This is a genomic window from Citrobacter sp. RHBSTW-00599, from assembly GCF_013784065.1.
GTDB lineage: Bacteria > Pseudomonadota > Gammaproteobacteria > Enterobacterales > Enterobacteriaceae > Citrobacter > Citrobacter braakii.
Genome location: NZ_CP056717.1, coordinates 3,104,006 through 3,124,340 on the forward strand (window position 1 = coordinate 3,104,006; position 20,335 = coordinate 3,124,340).

Genomic DNA, 20,335 nt, shown 5'->3' on the forward strand with positions numbered 1-20,335 from the left:
TCATCATCATATCCTCTCAAACTGCAGTACAGGAGCAATATTGTCATTTCCCAACATCACTCACGTTAGGTGGCAGAAGCCGATCAGCCGCCGATACACCAGCATTCTGATGGTCTGAACAACAGCCCGCAGGCAGGGCACTCCAGAACCGCATCTTTTCTTAGTTTACCTGCTTTCTGATCGGCTCTGTATGCGCATACCGGGCAGGCAACATGCACCGGTCTTTCTTTAAAGTGCCTGAGTCCTTTTGTATAAGACATAAATAATTCTCTGAGGAACACAGTAATTATTATACGCCTTAATATAAAAATAACTGGCTTAAGTTATGTTAATTTATGATTAAATCAGGATATCAGATATTGAAAATTAAACGTCTGATTTATGATATAATACCCTTCCGTGAGAAATTTATCATGAAATCAGAAGACACCCTTGACTGGTACCCGGCCCAATTGCCACCAGTGAAAATTATTCTTGGCGAAGCCGTGCTGGCAGTGGGTAAACAGGGCCGACCTATTAATACCCGAACTTTGCTGGAATACCTTCAGGTCATGCAGGACAAGCAAAAAAAACGAGATGACAAAATCGCCATGCAGACAGCGATTGAGGTTCTCAGGGATAATCAGCGCATTAACGGCAGACGTTAATGCGCGTCCGGACTCAGTGTCAATTCTGAATAATCTCAACCGTATGGTTTTGTCCATCATCCCGCAGCGGTATTCTGTCATCAGGGAGGAGAGCACCATCCAGTGTAACGCGATATTCTGCATCGCCGCGTGAGACACTAATCTGATAATGGCTTTCGCCATATTGATAAGCCATAGAAAAAGACGGCCAGCCATCCGGCAACCGGGCATGAACCGTTAAATCAGCACCGGAACGTTTTATCCCCAGTAATTCTTCGGTAAGTAAACGCCAGGCCCAGCCTGATGAACCGGTATACCAGCTCCATCCGGCACGTCCGATATGGGGAGCGACGCTGTAGACATCAGCGCTCATGACATAAGGCTCGGCTTTATAAATCCCGACTGAGTTCGCATTCAGAGTATGATTTATCGGGCTGAGCATGGACCAGAGTTGCCAGGCACGTTCGGCATTCCCCATTCGGGCAAATGCCATCACAGCCCAGATAGCGCCATGTGTATACTGCCCTCCGTTTTCCCGCACACCAGGCAGGTAGCCCTGTATGTAACCCGGATTTGGACCGTGCCCATCGAAAGGCGGTGTTAATAGTTTTATCAGTCCCCCCTCGCTATCCACAAGATGCTTATCCAGCGCCTGCATGGCCTTTGCGCACCGTCCCGGGCTAGCGGCCCCGGACAATACTGACCAGCTCTGGGCAATCGCATCAATCCGGCAGTCCTGTGAGGCTTTCGACCCGAGGGGAGTACCATCGTCAAAATATCCACGCCGGTACCATTCACCATCCCAGGCGTGGGCTTCGAGATTGTTTTGCAGGCGCACAGCCTGCGAACGGCACATTGAGGCGACACTTTCATCCAGCCTGCGATCAGCCAGCGCCGCAAACCGCTGCAAAATGTCGAACAGAAAGAAGCCCAGCCAGACGCTTTCACCCTTGCCTTCGATCCCCACCCGGTTCATGCCGTCATTCCAGTCACCCGCCCCCATCAGCGGCAGACCATGCTCCCCGAACTGTTGTCCATACTTAATGGCTTTGACGCAGTGTAACCAGAGAGTCTCTTCGGTACCGCTGATCACCGGCGTATCATAGGCAGACTCTTCACCAGGCTGAAGCGGACGTCCCTCCAGATAAGGAATACGTGTTTCCAGTACATCCATATCCCCCGTCGTTTCAACATAGTGGCAAACGGCAAGCGGAAGCCACAGATAGTCATCGGAACAGCGCGTGCGCACCCCGTTGCCGTGTGGCGGGTGCCACCAGTGCTGTACATCACCCTCAATAAATTGCCGTGATGCACACAGGATTATCTGTTCTCTCATCCGGTTCGGATCAGCATGACTCAGCGCCAGCGTATCCTGCAGTTGATCGCGAAAACCAAATGCGCCGCCGGACTGGTAGTAACCGCTGCGAGCCATCAGGCGACAGGCTACCGTCTGGTACAATAGCCAGCCATTCACCAGTAAATTTACCGATGTGTCGGGGGTGTTAACCACAATTTTATCAAGCACATTGTGCCAGTGGTTGTGAACCCGGTTCAGCTCCTCGCGGACCGTCTCCTCATTCATATAACGGGCAAGCGTCTCCTGAGCTCGAATATGATTCTCCTCTGCGCCGAGGATAAAAATAAACGTCCTCTGATCGCCATCAATTAATGTTACCGCCGATTGTACTGCCCCGCAGGGATCCAGACCGGCGCCCGTTTTACCTGAAAGCCTGCGTAGCTTCATGACCGACGGGGCGTGCAGAGAACCATTACGACCGATAAATTCCCGGCGGTCCCCGGTCAACGAACAGTCATTACCGCTGACGGCAAAAAAGGCAGTACGACCGCTACCGTTATCACCATAAAAATTGTTCGCCAGCACTCCGCAGCCGCCAGGCGGTCTGGTCGCATGAGTCACAATGTGAGGGGCTGAGCGAGTTCGTGTTCCTCCGAGCGTCCACTCCACATAGCCGGTGACGGAAAGTTTGCGTGTCCGACCCGAAGAGTTACTGAGCGTCAGGAGCGCCAATTTAACCGGCGCCTCTTCGGCAACCAGAACCGTCAGCTCGCTGTCTATACCACTCTCTCGATGGGCAAACACGCTGTAACCAAAACCATGGCGGGTCAGGTAATCACCATGTCCGCGAACAGGTAAAGCCGTCGGTGACCAACACTCACCACTCTCTTCATCGCGCAGATAAAACGCCTCGCCGCTGCGATCGCTCACCGGATCGTTCTCCCACGGTGTCAAGCGGTATTCATGTGCATTCTCGTACCAGGAGTAGGCCTGTCCCGCCTCTGAAATCACAGTGCCAAAACGGGCATTTGCCAATACGTTTGACCAGGGAGCCGGTGTCTGCGCATCTTCCCGCAGGACAATCTGATATTCCCGACCATCCTGAGAAAATCCACCGTACCCATTGAAATGGCATAACTGACTGATATCGGGGCTCCAGTCCGTATGTTGATTACGCTCGCGCACAGCTCGTGGAATGAGTGCTCTGGCCTGAGGTTTAAGGGTGTGAGTACGCTGATTAAGCTGCTCATTGATACTGCCTGTGCGGTCATCAAGATAAAGACAGGCCACGCTCATCAAAAGCAACTTATCCTCAGCAGAGAGATGCTCGCCATTACGAACAAAAATACCGCCCGTTTTGTCCAGCAGGCTGGCTTCAGATCCGGCATAAATTAAGTCCATAATCTGATTTTGTAAGCCCTGCTGGTAGCCGCCGGGGCTGTTATTCAGGATAACCAAATCAACATCCAGCCCTTTCTGTCTCCAGTAACGGTGTGCCTGAATCAGTGTGGTCACTGAGGCAATACTTTCCTCGCTGGTAATACTGAGAAGCACTATCGGCAGATCGCCTGAAATTGCCCAGCCCCACAGACCGGACTGACCACGCCGGTTGCGGCTGATCGCCTGGCCTTCGGCACGCAGCTCCTGGACAGGGTAAAGCACCGCGCTGGCAAGACGATTAAACAAAGTGGCATCATCTTCACTGGCGTTCATCTGGCGTAATACCACCAGACTGTGAGACCAGGCCAGTTCAAAGACGCGATCAGCGATAGGGTAATCGCGGTATTTTTCCAGCAACGCCAGGCTCTGCTGGCGGGTCTCGCTGATGCCATAAATGATATCAATCGTGACCGGCTGCCCCGGCTGCAGAGTGATGGCGTGGCGTATTGCCAGGATCGGATCCAGCACTGACCCCGACGTGTTGCTGAGCGCCCCGCCTGCCTTTATTGCCTGGGCATCCGCAGGGTTTCTGCCACGGCCAAGAAATTTTGCCCTGTCTGTTTCAAACGAAACGTTATGACGGTTATCGCCATGCACCACCATCATGTGAAACAGGCAGGGACTCGCTTCACCCGGTGAACGCGGGCGCCGGTGGCAAAGAATAGCGTCACGCTCAGGATCCAGTTCCGTCTGAATAAACAGATTGCTAAATGCCGGGTGTGCCAGATCGCTGGCTTCAGGCGCCAGTACTACTTCGGCATAGGTTGTCAGTTCCAGAGAGCGAGGCTGGCGACCACGATGAATCAGTGTGAGCCGTCGCAACTCAATATCATCCTCCGGGGAGATCACAACCTGAGTTTTGACGCTGAGCCCATCGAAAGTGCGTCTGAATTCAGCACTCGCATCGGTGAATATCACTTCCTCGTCATGCCCGCTGGTGTGGGCTGTCGGTTGCCAGGTATTGCTCGACACATTCCCCGTCTGTATATCGCGGATATAGCAAAATGCTCCCCAGTTATCACGGGTGGTATCACTGCGCCAGCGCGTGAGCGCAATATTATTCCAGCGACTGTAGCCGCCGCCGCCCGTGGTCAACATCAGATGATAATGGTTGTTGGACAGCAGTTGAATATCCGGGGCCGGCGTGTCCACGCCATAGAAAATACGGGGTTCATAGCGAACGGGTTTGACCCTGCCCTCATGAGATTCAAAATGACGGCGCGGACTGTACAGATCAACTGCATCCGGCACGCGTTCCTGTAACAGCAGGCTCGCTGAGCGGAAGACCGTACTGGACATGAAGCGTTCAGTCATCGGGGCGTCAAGTAGCACATGAGCCAGCGCCTGAAACGCCATGCCCTGGTGATGCGCCATCCAGGACTGAACCACCGCATAGAGCTGACCGGTTGCGAGGCGTGAGGGAGTATAGTCCAGCGCTTCATAAAAACCGTATTCACCATGTGCGCCATTTTTTTGCAGCCTGATCAGGTTCTCACAGGCTTTCTGTGGGGAGACCATCAACGCCAGCAGTGTGGCGTAAGGGGCGACAACCATGTCATCAGCAAGCCCCCTGCGCAGGCCGAGACCCGGCACACCAAATGCCTGATATTGATAATTATGCTGAACATCAAAAGCATGATAACCAGACTCTGAAACGCCCCACGGTACTCCGCGTTCTTTCCCCCAATGAATCTGGCGCATAACCGCCGACTGACTCATTTCATCGAGCAGGCTGCCAGGCCAGGTGGGCATTACCAGATTCGGCATCAGGTATTCAAACATTGACCCGCTCCATGACATCAGGGCGGTTTCATTGTCAATGGTGGTGAACAGTCGTCCCAACGCGTACCAGCTTTTAAGAGGTAGCTGATTAGTGGCAATGGCAAGAAAGCTGGTCAGGCGGATTTCAGACGGCAGAAGATCGTAGTGGCTCTTGTCAGGCATATTCGTGTCACAGTTATAGCCAACACTGAGCAGACTGGTTGCTTCGCTGTACAGAAAGGCGAAATCCATCCGGGCATGCTCATCCAGCCGTTGTTCAAGTTCAGTGATAATATTGAGTCGCATCCGGGCCTGCTCCGTCGCTGACGCCGGGGGGGTTCCTACACCTGTAAATGTTGCGCGGGCAAGCTCGCATAAAGTCGGCAGCGTCTGTTCGTTCCAGGAGGCAGGTAACCAACCAAGCAGCAGCGTCCACTCATGGCAAAGCTGAACCAGTTGATGCTCCAGATGTCCTGCCCAACGCATCTGAAGAGGAGATCCCTGATGGCATAGCGTGTTCAGGTGATTGCACTGGGTGCGCATATTTTTCAGCTCGCTGAAGAATGTCTGCGGAGAGAGCGTCACCGCGCTCAGACAGTGTTTTCGCAGCAACCGCAAGCTGTCAGGCGGGTTCTGACCCCACTGTTTTTCCAGAATATCCAGCGTATCGTTCAGCCCTGCCAGTATCTGTTGGCGGTTTAAAACTGGCTGATGACGCATGGCGGACAGCCCTGCACGCAGAGTCAACAAATGCCCTGCCATGTTGCCGCTGTCAACGCTTGAGATATAGCGTGGGCTGAGGGGGGCCAGCGTACGAGTGTCATACCAGTTGTAGAGATGGCCCCGGTAGTGCTCCATTTTATCCATTGTGTCGAGCGTGAGCGACACGCGCCGGAGCACTTCCCCGCCGGGCAGGTAGCCAAAGTCCCATGCCGTCAGGTTAGCCATGAGGGAAAGGCCAATATTGGTAGGAGAAGTTCGATGGGCCACCGTCGGCTGCGGTATTTCCTGGTAGTTATCAGGCGGAAGCCAGTTCTCTTTTTCTGTGGCAAAGGTTTCAAAAAACGCCCAGATTTCACGGCTTGTCTGGCGCAACAGCTGTTTTTGTTCCGGATTGGGCGAAAACACCTTACGCGCAGGCTGACGACTCAGCCAGCTCATCAGCAGCGGTGCCGCACACCATAACAAACCGATCGGCAACGCAATCCCCAGCAGTTGTGGAGCAAATTGTCCGGTCAGTATTATCAGCATCACACCACATGCAACATTCAGCCACATCGCCTGATAAAAACGCGCGACAGTGGGTCCGGCCTGATTGCTGTCCTGGCTGTGGCTGACCCACTGGCTGAGGTGACGCCTGCTGAACCCCAATCGCCATAACGTCACGGCGATCGCTTTTAGCGAATATCCGGCTTCATGCGGCAGTATCGCAAAATTAAGGCCGATACCTGACAAACGCTTCAGCGCGCCCGCCCCTACCAGTAACAGATGCGGCTTCAGGCGGCGACGCAGAGGTTTATGCAGCAGGTCATGGGTGATGCAGAGGATGGTTGGCAACAGCCATATCAGCGACAGTACGCCCAGCCAGTAAACCGGATTAGGTACCCCTAGCAGGGTGAAGAACAGCAATACCAGTAATGAGGGGGCGACCAGACTGCGACGCAGATTATCGAGTAATTTCCAGTAAGAAAGCGCGGTCAGCGGATTCCTGGTCCGGGTTCCATCGGCTCTTCTGACACGTGGTTTCAGCCAGTTAAGCAGTTGCCAGTCACCCCGGATCCAGCGTGAACGACGTGCAACATCCGACAGATAATTATTCGGGTACTGTTCATAGAGTAACACCTCACTCAGCAGACCCGAACGTGCATAGCATCCTTCGAGTAGATCATGGCTGAGAACCAGGTTTTCCGGGCAGGTGTTGGCCGTGGCCTGCATAAAAATGTCAACATCGTAAATCCCTTTGCCCACGAACGATCCTTCCCCAAAAAGATCCTGATAGATATCCGAAGACATCATCGAATAGGGATTATTGCCCGGTATGCTGCTGCGCATGGCGGCGTAACGTCCCTGACCGTTGCGTGGTATCTCCTCCGCAAGGCCGGGTTGTAAAATGCCAAATCCTTTGATAACCCTCTGGCGTACCGGATCATACTCTGGCGTATTCAGCGGATGCGCCATCGTCGCGACCAGTTTGTGCGCCGTATCGCGCGGCAGCGCCGTATCACTGTCCAGGGTAATGACGTATTTAATTTGGCCCGGTAAAAGGTTAGCAGGCATGTCTGCAACGCTGACGAATTGTGTCCCCGGATGGCGCAACCAGCTGTTCAGTAACGCCAGTTTTCCCCGCTTGCGTTCATAGCCCATCCACGTTCCTTCCGCGGGGTTCCATTCAGGCTGGCGGTGTAGCAGGTAAAAACGTGGGCGGCTGGAGGGATAGCGGCGATTCAGCGCCTGCGTATCGGCGATCGCCTGTCTGAGCAGCATCTGGCTTTCCGGCGAGGGTTCATTTGCAGAATCAGCGAAATCAGTGAGCAGCGCAAACCTGAGATTTTCGTTTTCATTCCCCAGCCAGCAGACTTCAAGACTGGTGAGGAGTTGGCTGAAACTTGCGTGGCTGGTCAGCATGCAGGGGATGACTAACAGGGTGGCGCTGTCAGGGGGAATGCCGGTTGAGAAATCCATCCGCGGCAAGGGGCGAGGAACGCGAAAACGGGTGGTGGCGTCACTGAGTAAATCGCTCATCAACTGAGTTACAGCGATAATCAGAGGGAATATCACCGCGATTAACAGCCAGTCTGCGCCCTGCATGGCTGTTTCGTGCAAAATTGCCGCGGTCATTGCGGTTGTCAACAACGCCAGGCTTCCAAGCCATGACAGCAGGGTTATTCTGTTGAAACTGTGCCGCAAGCGCATGAGCCTTGAGGTGTCTGCTAACAGATGAATTTCCAGCGCCTGCCGACCTTCGCCTGCGAGATAATAACCAATATGATGTTCCAGTGTATCGGGAGCACTGTTTCCTGAAAGCGTCAGCACCCTGTCAGCAACTTCAGGCTCGCTGAGACCACTGTCTCTGGCCAGGACCTCAACAACGTGCCGGTAATGATCCCGGGTATTGAAGTGCATCCGAGGATAGATACCGGCAGGATCATTGCGTAATGCCTGTTCGACGACACTTATCGTTTCGGCGAAATCAGCCCAATCCGTTTCACTCAGTAATCGCAGACCCGCGATGCTGTTACTGACAGATAGCTGGCTGGCGGCAAGCTGTTGGTTGAAATTATGTATGAGAACGTCGGTGGTGATCCCCTGTTCCCGAAGGCACTGATCAACCCAGGTCAGAGGTAACGACAGCGCATTGCCATGCCCCTGCAGGCGCCGCACCAGCTCTGCGACAAACGCACTGGTTAACGTAGGTCGGGAGCGTGCCATATCGGCAACCACCATGATTAAATCGCCAGGGGCATTCTCTGCACATCCGAAAATCTTTGTTATCCACATATCAGCCAGCGTTCTGTCCTGCTGCGCTTTGATCACTTCGATACTGATACGACGAAGATTTTCAATCAGCGCCAGGCGCAGCATTCCCGGTAACGCCCAGACTTCACCTAATGTCAGCGGGGTCACCTGTTGATAGGCGGTGAGATAGCTGGTCAGGCTGGCAGCATCCCAGCGCCCGTCACCGTGAGCAATGGCCTCTGATGCAATATTGTAAATTCGTGGGCAATTCAGCGGCGACATCAGCGACGGGAGACCTTTACCAAAGCTTTTCGGCAAGTGCTGGCGGACAGTGCGGATTTGTTCCTCAATCAGATAATAATTGTCCAGCAACCACTCCCCGGCAGGCATGATGCTGGTCTTTTTACCCGCGTTAAGCTCATAACAGCTTTGGGTAATGATGGCCTCATTCTCGCCGAGTCTTTTTAGAAGATAATAAGGATGTTTATCCGGCGATAATTTATGGGTCCGTGCGAGCTTCTGACCGTAGCGTTCCATCTGGGCGGTCGAAAAGAGTTCTGACTGCAGCGTGCTTTCACCGGCAGGATCGTTCGCCGAAAACGTTACGCTTTCGGTAGCATTCATCGAAATATGGGAGCGGTTAAACCACGCCCTGGGGTTCATTTTCATAGCATTGCTCTGATGCAGAGTTAGCATGCAGGAGCAGTTGCGAAATCAGTTCAGAAACGTTCTCTCAGGATGGGCGTAAGGCATCAGGGATTTAACAGCTGCCGGGATTTGACTTAAGTATAGAACACCGGGTTTAGGTGCAACTAAGTGTCAGGGTTATCGTGGTGAAACAAACAGTGTTTTACAGCCAGGGCACAGCATTGTCTGCTTAAGGCGAATTTTAGAAATAGATTGGGATGAACGTAAGCCGCAGGCCGGGCAGATGACAGTAGTCGTCGATACGCCGCCGAGGTACTTCATTGCGTAATCGATGAGAGACATGATGATTACCCTTTCGATGAATGAGATTCACTGTACCACGTTTGGATAAAATTTAACCATTTAATTTATCTTCCTATTTTTTATCCAAAAGGGGGATATCACAGGGTAGATGACGACGTTTGCCAAGATAGATATTTGCAGCCACAGGGGCCGTTGAGACCGTTGATCCGCCACTCTTGGATATGGCTCCCTGCAGCCCGCTCTGGTATACAATCACCCGCTTCGATATTTTTTCCGGGAAATACTATGATATTTACCTTGAACTTTTCCTTTATGCCTTAGTCTAATAATCAAATCCATCTGAAATGAAGAAAATTTATGATTACCAGCCTTTCATTGGTATTTACCGTCATTACCGCTCTGTGCATTATGTTGTTTGCTGCGGTAAAAGTAGGAGTTGGGTTATCTAACAATCCCGACCGAAATGATAATTAACCCATTCGCAGGCTACTACGTCATCCCACTCCCCTCAATGTGATACACACTGACCACGAAATTTCCGACAAGTGCATTCCCTGCCCTGAGCCAGCAGTAGCCCGATAGCGCGGGCTGGCATCGGACAGGCCCCATTAAAAAGTCAGGACTTGTCTCTATGATTAAAAATGAAGGTTTTGACAACATCCAAATTTTTTGACAGCAATAAAAAAGCATTACCTTTTAAGATAATGCTTTTCATTCAAGCTGGGTTTTTAACGATTAGATCAATGTAATTTTAATATCATAGCTTTCAAGCCCAGTCATTTTTTCACGAGCAGTAAACTGGATGTCGGAAACTTCTTTTCCTGTCTTTTTTTTGAGTTCAACAATTTTTTTTGTAATGAATTCAGAAATATCCGCTTCAGTTTTTGTTTTTAACTCTTCGACGTTCATTATTTACCTCTCTTGATCTCTAACGTATCAACGCCAAGTATGTAACATTCCCCGTGGAGCACTTATAACAGCGCTGACATGTTTAAAAGATAGAATGGAAAGACTCAATAATCAAGAGGTTGCAGTACAATCTTCATACAAGAAAAGCGCAAAACATCTGCAAACCACTGGACTACTATCTCGGTCGGTAAAGAAACAATCAGATGTCACTTCAAAAGCTTCGATGCTGCCTCGAGAATCTCTTCGGAACTGACATCGCGATCAGAGGCAACATAAACTATTTTATGGTCTCCTGTCAGAGATGGAAATCCTGCTGACATCACGGACAGGTGTGCTTTTTCCCCATTGGGAAACTCACGCATTATCGAAGTAATTCCCTTCATTACGGATACAACAACTGCCGGTTCTGAGTTAAAAAAAACGATTACTTTTTTCATAATGATACCGTGATGGTTCGTACAAAGATGAACGGTTTAGCATACAAAAAAGGCTCCATAAGGAACCTGAACTTTATTTTCTAAAATCTAACGAAGTCTGACCAGAACGAATGTATAGCGCAACATTGTCAAATGTAATCATTATCGATTTGCAAAAAATACATTTTGCTCCGAAAGGATTTTTTTCAGTAACATCAAAGCTCGACGTTCTGTACTGAGATCCGTGGCAACACGGGCATCTGAAGTGAATATGATGTGTAATAACAGTTACCTTATACAACCACGACATTAACTGCTGAGGGGCCTTTAGGTCCCTGTTCAACACTAAACTCAACTTCCTGATTCTCATTCAGCGTCTTGAAATCATTACTCTGGATAGCAGAAAAGTGTACAAACACATCTTTACTGCCATCTTTAGGGGTGATAAACCCAAAACCTTTTTCAGGATTGAACCATTTAACTAAGCCAGTCATTTTATTAGACATAATTATTACCTTTCTTGAGTAAGCCCTTGGGCAGAATGGTCCGAAAAAATCATCAGAGAGAAAAGCCAGCAAGGAAGTCTCAACAGGAACAAGAAATAAAATTATTACAGCGACTGCTTTAGATAAATTCGTTACAAACCAAGAATTCATTAACGCATGATTAACCAAACATAGCAAGATTTAGTTTTATAGGGAAATCGCACATGATTCTTATCAAAAAAATGAATTTAAATAGCTTAAATCGAAAATTATGTCATGCTGCTTAAGACCTTTATCTATCACCCTAAGTTTTCAGGGATTTTGACTCACGGAAGAGTCGTATTTCCTCCATCTCAGCATAATATTTAGCGTCTACCACGAAATTTCCGAGCATGTCAGAGAGGATTACAACGTCAGCTCCGGCTGTTTTGCTTTTGGCGGGAACGGCAAGATTTCCGGTGTGCTTTGCGGCATTCAGGCGGCGGGCAAGATTTGTGGTATCGGTGTGCGGCTGGCAAAGAGTAACAGACAGGATAGAAAAAGCCGCATATGGCTACCTGGGTTATATTTATCAGTGGATTGATCGCGTCTTAATACCCGGCTGACACTAAGCTCACCATAACAATGCAAAAATCCTATTGTTAGTGCAAACGCACCGTCATAGCGCATCACTGAAACAATATGAAACAATCAAACAATCAATGCCCATGCTTTTTTGTTTGTTGTTGACATTTAAATCTGCCATTAATTAGGAACCGAATCTGTGGAGGATATTTATGCTCAAACTTTTCCATTACCATTCTCAATACTGGATATTTCTCGCACTTGCACTTTCTGTTTACGTAGTTGCTTTTCGATAACACATGAATAGGTTGTGTACTGCTTCCATCTAATGTAGCCAGAACTTATATCTCATGAGCTTTGGTCCGGGCCTTAGCTCATCAAAGTGCATATGTTATAAATATAATGATACCGTTGCTGATATAAAGCCGTGCACAGACACCATCTGACCTGTTTTGCTTAGCCTTATAACAACCTGTAAAAGAAAACGTTTTAAACATGCTAACCAGTATTTTGGAAGCCCACAACTTTTTAACATCTGTCAAAGTCAACATGTTGAATTTAAGTCAGAGGCCACTCAATATGTGTAGAACCGCTTACCACCATAATGGTAAATCCACAGATAATGTGGGCATCAAAAATTACGTCTTCTTTCGCTACTGCATTAGCAATTGATTAACAATAACCTATGTCAGGCATCGCCCTCCTTTTTTATAAGTTAAAAAAGTAAGACGAGATTATTTTTTCAGTGTATATCTGAACATTCTTTATAATTCTGTCTATGTTAAAGATTTTAACCAATGAAAAACAATATTTTTCCCATTGAACGGAATAAACCGATAAGTCCTTTAGAACTTAAGATTTACCGCAACTATCGTGTAGTTCATGGGATCCGTATTGCTTTAGCATTTGTTATAACTTTCTTACTGATAAGAATGTTGAATTTACCAGACCACTCCTGGCCCCTGATTACACTGGTTGTGGTCATGGGACCAATTAGTTACATGGGCAATGTGATACCCAGGGCACTTGAACGTATGGCGGGAACTGTAGGGGGTGCGATTTTGGGGATCATCGCATTACACATTGAAATGTACTCTCTCACTATGATGATGCTGTGGTGTGGATGCGCAGCTTTCCTTTGTGGTTTTCTGGCCATGAGTAAACGTCCCTATGCCGCATTATTGATTGGTATCACGCTGGCGGTTGTCAGCAGCGCTCCTGCAGGAGACTTACAAACAGCATTGTGGCGAAGCACCAACATTATTATAGGATGCATTCTGGCGATGTTGTTTACCAGCATTTTTCCCCAAAGAGCATTCATTAACTGGCGTATACAACTTGCTGACTTTCTTTCTGATTATCTAAAAATAACAACTGCGGGAGTCTCCCGAAACGTTCTTGCGCCCCCGAGAATGGCCAAACTTCAAACGCGAGCGCTGAATAATGTAGTAAAAATGCGCAGCCTTATTACACCAGTAAATAAAGAAACAAAGATTGCGAAGAGTCTACTTGAAGATATTCAATCGATAACCCGCGATATGATAGCGGCGCAAAAATTTCAGATAAATGCCCACTGGGCATCCCGTGGAAGTCGATTTCTCATATTGAATACTCACACGCTGTCAGATATGGAACAAATGACCCGTAGCACCCTCAACACCCTCGCACATGCCTTGCATGAAGGAAACCCAACGCCGATAGCATCAAATAGCGAGCATCTTCTCGAAATTACTAAAGAGTTGCATTGTCTTTTACTCGCCAATGAGGGCGAGGAAATCATTGAAAGCGCCGTTCACGGATATGTCTGGTTGAGCATTCAGCTTGCTATCCAACTTGAAGCACTATCAACCCTAATCACAAAAGCGCTTACAGAAAATAATTGATTTCAATGTCAACCGACAAATATGTAATCATTATTGCCTCACACCGTCCAGATATCACAACCTATCTTTTAGTAATGAAAAAGGCCCATTCTATTGTGTGGGCCAGAAAAGAAGAGTTTTGCACTACCAGGCTGGATGCCTCTCAGTAGGTCTTTGATTGAGAAACCATAATCCGTGAGCACCGTAGGTGATTTACAACACGTTTACAGAACAGATTTTTTCCTGATAAATATCAATATTTCTCTTATCTCATCGGCCTCTTGACCGTGCAAGGCATGACTTTTCCGTTCGAGCAAATCAATGATATTCCCTGTCGTAACCCTTTTGCCATTTTCAAGTAGCTGGATAACTGTTTCACCAATTTCCTGGGCCATAATATGGTTTTGTATGATTCTCAATGCGTTGCCCTTTATATGGTTATTAGTAATACCGTTACACATCAGACATGATGTTAATAGCAAAACAAAAAATACAATTCTTTGCCCAACTTACTTGTATGTTGCACGGATAACCCTGAAATGACAAAACCCCGTTAGAACGAGGTTTTTATTCATGGTGTAACCATAGAGGATCAAACCCTCGTCTCCTGCAAATTCAAAAGTCGCCCGCTCAATTCGATGAGATAGTAGCAGACTGACTACCCTTGTTGGACTTAAACCAGTGCCTGGCAATGATAATGAATCTTGCCGCCTTAACTGGAAGGTCAGAGCCAAATGTTACTTTCGCAACACCTGTTCATTTGATTTACTGGAAGTATATGGCGCATAGTTATCTGGTGTGATCATTGATGATTTACAAAAAATACACTTTGCACCAAAGGGATTTTTCTCAGTCACATCAAAATGGGAAGTTCTGTACTGTGACCCATGACAACAAGGGCACTTAAAATAAATATGGTCGGTCATGATGTTAGCCTTTATTTGCTACAACACTCACTACCGCAGTGATATCCAAAAGATCTATTTAACTAATAGTTTCTCTTGGTTTTCAGTATCAGGTTACAACTCACTATTAAAAGCAATAAAAAATAAATATTTCTTATCAGTTCACATGAGGAATCTAAAATAATATAATTTTCTTTATATTATAGCACCAGCGATTTTTGGGTTGTTGTTAGCTTTTACGAATGCATTTAAGCGTGCAAGAAAAACTACAGAGGTAAAACAACAAATGACATTCATAAAATAATCATTTCAACTGTTCTACCCAATGATTAGACTCAGACATCTGTTCAGCTTTATGTCGACAGATGTTGAGTTTCTGAAAAACTAATATATCTACTCAGGCATTCACCGTCTTCGCTATCGTATATTAGTTTACATCAGGAAAAATATCAGGCAGCTACAACGTTTTCAGCTGACGGCCCTTTTGCACCAGCAGTAATGCTGAACTCAACTTTTTGGCCTTCATTCAGCGTTTTAAAGCCACCACTCTGAATAGCAGAGAAGTGTACAAACACATCTTTACTACCATTGTCAGGGGTAATAAAACCAAAACCTTTAGACTCGTTAAACCATTTTACTAAACCAGTCATTTTATTAGACACAGGTAATTCCTTAAATTCTATGTAGCCTTACGGCGAAAAGGGCTTCGCACACAATCTAATTAGTAACGATAAGAAGGCTCAAAAGAAAGGATTATCTGTGGATAACGCTTGAGATGAGAACTGCTTTACTAAACCGCTTTAATGGGTCTGTGTACCTAACCAACCCCTCATTAATCACACACCCCACAAACAATAGCAAGTTATTTTTTCATTTAATTTTTCGCAAAATCTTAGAAATGGAAACTGAGACAGCATAATCAATGAGTTCTGTTCACCAGCAATAACATACAGCCGGTCGTCCCCTGGATAACGAAAAATAAAATAGAATATATTTATCAGTTACTTAAAGGAAAGCCCGTTTCAATCCCTAAAAATCCAGCAACGAATTTTCGTGCTATTTTTCGCAGTTCAGGAAATTAAAGCAACAAAGAAAATCATTTCATCCAACCAGTAAACTCTGAAACAACCATAACATTTACAAAACTATGCTCCTTTTGTTTCATATCAGTGTATTATCAGAGAAGGAAAATTAAAAAATTTGAAGGAGAAAAAATGCAACGACAGGCAATGATTTCATCAAAAATAAAATTTATTGGTTACTACCCATTAGAAAAGATTCTGGAGATAGGGTTCGTAAATTCTTCAACTTTCCAGTATGTGGGCGTTCCAGAAAGCATCTATAACTCTTTTCTCACGGTGCAATCTAAAGGCCGTTTCTTTGACGGTGTCATTAAAGGTAAATTCTTGTGTCGTAAAACAGGGTGATTCAAGAAATTTACGCTGTAGATAGCGTAAAACGCCGTTCTGGTGTTTTCTGTTTTTTGTTACCACCGGGCCAGGAAATTGATATCCAAAAAACCACTATTCCCGTCAATTTCGTTACCCTTCGTTAAGCATGCTCCCTGCAGCGTTCACAGGTTTCAAACACTGGGACGCCATGCTCTTTCGTGGCTTTGCAGTCAAGTACCTCCTCTTTACCACCACAGCGGCAGCGTGCGCTAATTGTTCCCTGAACCGATTGCTATACCGCCACTCGCAGTCAGCAATGAGTAAAGCTGGTCATTTAAATGGCCTTTTTTTCCCGATCATCCTAAAAATTGTTGTAAAATTCGCGGCCTTAGTGATAGCTGCTTCTTTTTGGCTATCTGTTTTGGCGGGAAGTTTTGGAGAGATTTTGGAGAAGAGAAAAAGTTGATTATTTTCAATACTCTGAAAACATCGCGCCTTCTGAACAAGAAGGTGAAACGCGAATGATCGGTCGGCTGCTCAGAGGCGGTTTTATGACCGCCATCTACGCGTATCTGTATATTCCAATCATTATTTTGATTGTGAACTCCTTTAACAGCTCGCGCTTTGGCATCAACTGGCAGGGTTTTACCACCAAATGGTACGGCCTGCTGATGAACAACGACAGCCTGCTACAGGCAGCGCAACACTCGCTGACGATGGCGGTGCTATCCGCCACGTTTGCCACGCTGATCGGCTCACTCACAGCGGTTGCACTGTACCGCTACCGTTTTCGCGGTAAACCGTTTGTCAGCGGCATGCTGTTCGTGGTGATGATGTCGCCGGATATCGTAATGGCGATTTCTTTGCTGGTGCTGTTTATGCTGATCGGCATTCAACTGGGTTTCTGGTCACTGCTGTTCTCGCATATCACTTTTTGTCTACCTTTTGTGGTGGTGACGGTTTACTCACGTCTGAAAGGTTTTGATGTACGAATGCTTGAAGCCGCCAAAGATCTCGGCGCCAGTGAAGTGACTATTCTGCGCAAGATTATACTGCCTCTGGCAATGCCTGCAGTGGCTGCCGGCTGGTTGTTGAGCTTTACGTTGTCGATGGATGATGTCGTCGTGTCGTCCTTCGTTACCGGGCCTGGTTATGAAATTTTGCCGTTAAAAATCTACTCAATGGTAAAAGTCGGCGTATCACCAGAGGTGAACGCGCTGGCGACCATTTTGTTGGTTCTGTCGCTGGTTATGGTGATTGCCAGCCAGCTTATTGCACGTGATAAAACCAAGGGCCGCTAAGGCCCTTAATTCAGGGGACGTTAAATGATGAAAAAATGGTCACGCCACCTGCTCGCGGCGGGTGCTCTGGCACTGGGCATGAGCGCCGCTCACGCTAATGACAACAACACGCTCTATTTCTATAACTGGACCGAGTATGTCCCGCCTGGACTGCTGGAGCAGTTCACCAAAGAGACTGGCATTAAGGTTATCTATTCGACCTACGAGTCGAACGAAACCATGTACGCCAAGCTCAAAACCTATAAAGACGGCGCATACGATCTGGTGGTTCCGTCCACCTATTACGTCGATAAAATGCGCAAAGAAGGCATGATCCAGAAGATCGACAAGTCGACGTTGACCAACTTCCACAACCTCGATCCGGAAATGCTCAACAAGCCATTCGACCCCAACAATGACTACTCTATCCCGTATATCTGGGGTGCGACGGCCATTGGCATCAATAGCGATGCCATCGACCCGAAAACAGTAACCAGCTGGGCCGATCTGTGGAAACCGGAGTACAAAGGTAGCCTGCTGTTAACGGATGATGCGCGTGAAGTGTTCCAGATGGCGCTGCGCAAGCTGGGATACTCCGGCAATACCACCGATCCTAAAGAGATTGAAGCCGCCTATAACGAGTTGAAGAAGCTGATGCCTAACGTCGCGGCATTTAACTCTGACAACCCGGCCAACCCGTATATGGAAGGCGAAGTCAATCTGGGGATGGTGTGGAACGGCTCCGCGTATGTTGCGCGTCAGGCAGGTACTCCGCTGGAAGTGGTATGGCCGAAAGAAGGTGGGATTTTCTGGATGGACAGCCTGTCTATTCCAGCGAACGCAAAAAATAAAGAAGCTGCGCTGAAGCTGATTAACTTCCTGCTACGCCCGGACGTGGCGAAAGAAGTCGCGGAAACCATCGGTTATCCGACGCCAAACCTGGCAGCACGTAAGCTGTTAAGCCCTGAAGTCGCGAACGATAAAACCCTCTACCCTGATGCAGAAACCATCAACAAAGGGGAATGGCAGAACGATGTCGGTTCCGCCAGCGCTATCTATGAAGAGTATTATCAGAAGCTGAAAGCAGGACGTTAATTCAGCGTTGTAAGGAATGCCCGATGGCGCTGCGCGTATCGGGCAAAAAAATCACAGTCCTTTCAATAACTTCTCAACAAACTCAGGCACCACCTGGCTTGCCGGACCGTAATACTTCTCTTCAAACTCGCTTCCTACCTGGCTCGGTTCGAGATTTAGCTCTACCGTATGCGCCCCATGTAGTCGAGCTTCATGCACAAACCCCGCTGCCGGGTATACATGGCCCGATGTACCAATCGCAATGAACACATCGGCCATTGCCAGTGCCATATAAATTTCATCCATGCCCAGCGGCATTTCACCAAACCACACCACGTGCGGGCGCAGCGGCGCCGGAAACTGGCAACAATGGCATTTATCTTCCGCAGTCACATCGCCAGTCCACTCCAGAATCTGCCCGCTTTGCGAACAGCGAACCTTGAGCAGTTCGCCGTGCATATGGATTACGTTCTGGCTGCCCGCACGTTCATGCAGGTTATCAATATTCTGCGTCACCAGTAAAAAACGGTCGCCCAGCTCGGCTTCGAGTTTTGCCAGCGCGATATGCGCCGCGTTAGGCTGGATTTCTGATTGTTGCAACTGATGACGACGGGCGTTATAAAACGACTGGACCAGTTGCGGATTACGACTAAATCCTTCCGGAGTCGCAACGTCCTCTACCCGATGTTCTTCCCAGAGACCATCCGCCGCGCGAAAGGTTCGAATTCCTGACTCAGCGGAGATTCCCGCTCCCGTCAGTACCAGCACTCTTGGTTTTTCCATCAATTCAGGCACCACTCTGTCTCTGAAAAAGATTCGTTGACGCAGGCGATCGCGCATATGGCGTTTATTTTTACGAAAGCGGCTTAACCGATGACCCCGGCGCGACAGCATAACAACCTCTTTGTATTAATCGGTAAGATGTAGGAAAGCGGCTCCGCGCATCCCGCCCGCATCACCGTGCCGCGCCTGCTCAATACGCGGCACCCGGGCAACCGGCAGCAGATGACGTGGCAGTCGGTCCGCCAGTTGCGTCGTAATAGCGGTAAAATTCGACAAGCCTCCGCCAATCACCACCAAATCAGGATCGACGATAGTCAGGATATTCCCAAGGCACACCGCCAGCAAATCCAGATAGCGTTCAACATGGGCACGTGCTTGTTCATCACCCTGCTCCCACAGCGCGATAATTTCACGGGCATCCAGCGATTGATGGTAGTAATGCTGATACAACCACGCAAATCCACCGCCGGAAAGATAGCTTTCGATGCATCCCAGTTGACCGCACCCGCAGCGGCGCAATGGGAAATCAAAGCCCATCAACGTCAGCGCATCGACTGGCAAACGGATATGACCAAACTCGCCGGTGATATAGCTGCGCCCGGTGATAGATTTCCCTTTAAGCACCAGACCGCCGCCAACACCGGTGCCGAGGATCAACCCCATCACGAGTGGATATTGGGTGAACTCGTCATCCCAGGCTTCGGAAAGAGCAAAACAGTTAGCATCGTTATCCAGACGCACATCGCGGTCAAGGCGAGCGCTGAGATCGGCGCGGAGCGGCTTACCACTGGCAGCAGGAACGTTGGCCGCATACAGCGTGCCGTCTTCCGTCTCCGGCATGCCAGGAATGCCGATGCCTACCGAACCTTTAACGCCGAACCGCTGGTCCGCTTCCGTCACCAGATTGCAGACCGCATCAAGGAAAGCGTCATAGCTGTCGCGAGGCGTAGGGACGCGTGTTTCCCATTGCAAACGACGTTGCTTATCAAATACGCCCAGCGCAATTTTGGTTCCGCCGATGTCAAATCCGTAATACATCACCGCTCCTTGATACACGTCATCCTTCAAGATGCCTTGGGGTTGGCTGCGCACTCACCCTCCAGTCACATCGTTATCTATGCTCATGGAGATTTCG

Annotated in this window: 16 protein-coding genes and 1 pseudogene; 5 read left to right on the forward strand and 12 right to left on the reverse strand. The window is 48.4% G+C overall.

Going from position 1 to position 20,335, the window contains the following annotated elements:
- The first annotated feature begins 413 nt into the window (after positions 1–413).
- Positions 414–647 (forward strand): hypothetical protein, encoded by a 234-nt coding sequence (locus tag HV243_RS15380; RefSeq protein ID WP_029139493.1) that lies wholly within the window; start codon positions 414–416, stop codon positions 645–647.
- A gap of 19 nt (positions 648–666) precedes the next feature.
- Here HV243_RS15380 and HV243_RS15385 read toward each other — a convergent pair whose 3' ends face one another.
- The 6 genes from HV243_RS15385 to cspG all read right to left on the reverse strand — a co-directional run bounded on the left by HV243_RS15385 (position 667) and on the right by cspG (position 11,362).
- Entirely contained in the window at positions 667–9,249 is an 8,583-nt protein-coding gene (locus tag HV243_RS15385; protein ID WP_053389566.1) for a glucoamylase family protein, read from the reverse strand.
- 156 nt (positions 9,250–9,405) lie between these two features.
- Positions 9,406–9,570 (reverse strand): YnfU family zinc-binding protein, encoded by a 165-nt coding sequence (locus HV243_RS25405; RefSeq protein WP_175299807.1) that lies wholly within the window; start codon positions 9,568–9,570, stop codon positions 9,406–9,408.
- A gap of 696 nt (positions 9,571–10,266) precedes the next feature.
- Positions 10,267–10,440: an addiction module toxin, GnsA/GnsB family gene (locus HV243_RS15390; protein WP_016152691.1), complete on the reverse strand. Its 174-nt coding sequence runs from the start codon at positions 10,438–10,440 to the stop codon at positions 10,267–10,269.
- Positions 10,441–10,646: 206 nt separating this feature from the next.
- On the reverse strand, positions 10,647–10,877 hold the full coding sequence (locus HV243_RS15395) for a hypothetical protein (protein WP_019076503.1): 231 nt from the start codon (positions 10,875–10,877) through the stop codon (positions 10,647–10,649).
- A gap of 73 nt (positions 10,878–10,950) precedes the next feature.
- Complete coding sequence (locus HV243_RS15400) at positions 10,951–11,139, reverse strand: cold-shock protein (protein WP_100250067.1); 189 nt, start codon at positions 11,137–11,139, stop codon at positions 10,951–10,953.
- 10 nt (positions 11,140–11,149) lie between these two features.
- A complete protein-coding gene (gene cspG, locus HV243_RS15405) occupies positions 11,150–11,362 on the reverse strand; it encodes a cold shock protein CspG (RefSeq protein ID WP_016152690.1) in 213 nt (70 codons plus the stop codon).
- Between the two features lie 1,340 nt (positions 11,363–12,702).
- Between cspG and HV243_RS15410 the strand changes: the two genes are divergently transcribed.
- Positions 12,703–13,788, forward strand: a complete 1,086-nt coding sequence (locus HV243_RS15410; RefSeq protein WP_046274781.1) for an FUSC family protein — start codon at positions 12,703–12,705, stop codon at positions 13,786–13,788.
- Between the two features lie 203 nt (positions 13,789–13,991).
- On the opposite strand, the gene HV243_RS15415 is transcribed toward HV243_RS15410, so the two are convergent.
- The 3 genes from HV243_RS15415 to HV243_RS15425 all read right to left on the reverse strand — a co-directional run bounded on the left by HV243_RS15415 (position 13,992) and on the right by HV243_RS15425 (position 15,334).
- Positions 13,992–14,162, reverse strand: coding sequence for a hypothetical protein (locus HV243_RS15415; RefSeq protein WP_223949811.1), 171 nt, complete (start codon positions 14,160–14,162; stop codon positions 13,992–13,994).
- 342 nt (positions 14,163–14,504) lie between these two features.
- Positions 14,505–14,693, reverse strand: coding sequence for a cold-shock protein (locus HV243_RS15420; protein WP_071600303.1), 189 nt, complete (start codon positions 14,691–14,693; stop codon positions 14,505–14,507).
- A gap of 428 nt (positions 14,694–15,121) precedes the next feature.
- Positions 15,122–15,334 carry a cold-shock protein gene (locus tag HV243_RS15425; RefSeq protein ID WP_005127641.1) on the reverse strand — a complete coding sequence of 71 codons (213 nt, stop codon included), beginning with the start codon at positions 15,332–15,334 and terminating at the stop codon, positions 15,122–15,124.
- 552 nt (positions 15,335–15,886) lie between these two features.
- Between HV243_RS15425 and HV243_RS15430 the strand changes: the two genes are divergently transcribed.
- A complete protein-coding gene (locus HV243_RS15430; protein ID WP_016152687.1) occupies positions 15,887–16,099 on the forward strand; it encodes a KTSC domain-containing protein in 213 nt (70 codons plus the stop codon).
- Between the two features lie 139 nt (positions 16,100–16,238).
- On the opposite strand, the pseudogene HV243_RS15435 reads toward HV243_RS15430, so the two are convergent.
- Positions 16,239–16,346: pseudogene (locus tag HV243_RS15435) on the reverse strand (antitermination protein); the annotation flags it as partial.
- A 238-nt stretch (positions 16,347–16,584) separates the two neighbouring features.
- Between HV243_RS15435 and potC the strand changes: the two are divergent.
- On the forward strand, positions 16,585–17,364 hold the full coding sequence (gene potC, locus HV243_RS15440; protein ID WP_003030794.1) for a spermidine/putrescine ABC transporter permease PotC: 780 nt from the start codon (positions 16,585–16,587) through the stop codon (positions 17,362–17,364).
- Positions 17,365–17,391: 27 nt separating this feature from the next.
- On the forward strand, positions 17,392–18,438 hold the full coding sequence (gene potD / locus HV243_RS15445) for a spermidine/putrescine ABC transporter substrate-binding protein PotD (RefSeq protein WP_046274797.1): 1,047 nt from the start codon (positions 17,392–17,394) through the stop codon (positions 18,436–18,438).
- Positions 18,439–18,489: 51 nt separating this feature from the next.
- On the opposite strand, the gene cobB is transcribed toward potD, so the two are convergent.
- Both cobB and nagK read right to left on the reverse strand, forming a co-directional pair.
- A complete protein-coding gene (gene cobB / locus HV243_RS15450) occupies positions 18,490–19,311 on the reverse strand; it encodes a Sir2 family NAD+-dependent deacetylase (RefSeq protein ID WP_016152685.1) in 822 nt (273 codons plus the stop codon).
- A gap of 15 nt (positions 19,312–19,326) precedes the next feature.
- Positions 19,327–20,238 (reverse strand): N-acetylglucosamine kinase, encoded by a 912-nt coding sequence (gene nagK / locus HV243_RS15455; protein WP_053389564.1) that lies wholly within the window; start codon positions 20,236–20,238, stop codon positions 19,327–19,329.
- Positions 20,239–20,335 lie beyond the last annotated feature (97 nt).

What these genes read in the sequence shown, in the direction of transcription:
- HV243_RS15380 (WP_029139493.1), top strand. Translation starts at nt 414, where the DNA reads ATGAAATCAGAAGACACCCTTGACTGGTACCCGGCCCAATTGCCACCA.
- HV243_RS15385 (WP_053389566.1), bottom strand. Translation starts at nt 9,249, where the DNA reads ATGAAAATGAACCCCAGGGCGTGGTTTAACCGCTCCCATATTTCGATG.
- HV243_RS25405 (WP_175299807.1), bottom strand. Translation starts at nt 9,570, where the DNA reads ATGTCTCTCATCGATTACGCAATGAAGTACCTCGGCGGCGTATCGACG.
- HV243_RS15390 (WP_016152691.1), bottom strand. Translation starts at nt 10,440, where the DNA reads ATGAACGTCGAAGAGTTAAAAACAAAAACTGAAGCGGATATTTCTGAA.
- HV243_RS15395 (WP_019076503.1), bottom strand. Translation starts at nt 10,877, where the DNA reads ATGAAAAAAGTAATCGTTTTTTTTAACTCAGAACCGGCAGTTGTTGTA.
- cspG (WP_016152690.1), bottom strand. Translation starts at nt 11,362, where the DNA reads ATGTCTAATAAAATGACTGGCTTAGTTAAATGGTTCAATCCTGAAAAA.
- HV243_RS15410 (WP_046274781.1), top strand. Translation starts at nt 12,703, where the DNA reads ATGAAAAACAATATTTTTCCCATTGAACGGAATAAACCGATAAGTCCT.
- HV243_RS15415 (WP_223949811.1), bottom strand. Translation starts at nt 14,162, where the DNA reads ATGGCCCAGGAAATTGGTGAAACAGTTATCCAGCTACTTGAAAATGGC.
- HV243_RS15420 (WP_071600303.1), bottom strand. Translation starts at nt 14,693, where the DNA reads ATGACCGACCATATTTATTTTAAGTGCCCTTGTTGTCATGGGTCACAG.
- HV243_RS15430 (WP_016152687.1), top strand. Translation starts at nt 15,887, where the DNA reads ATGCAACGACAGGCAATGATTTCATCAAAAATAAAATTTATTGGTTAC.
- potC (WP_003030794.1), top strand. Translation starts at nt 16,585, where the DNA reads ATGATCGGTCGGCTGCTCAGAGGCGGTTTTATGACCGCCATCTACGCG.
- potD (WP_046274797.1), top strand. Translation starts at nt 17,392, where the DNA reads ATGAAAAAATGGTCACGCCACCTGCTCGCGGCGGGTGCTCTGGCACTG.
- cobB (WP_016152685.1), bottom strand. Translation starts at nt 19,311, where the DNA reads ATGCTGTCGCGCCGGGGTCATCGGTTAAGCCGCTTTCGTAAAAATAAA.
- nagK (WP_053389564.1), bottom strand. Translation starts at nt 20,238, where the DNA reads ATGTATTACGGATTTGACATCGGCGGAACCAAAATTGCGCTGGGCGTA.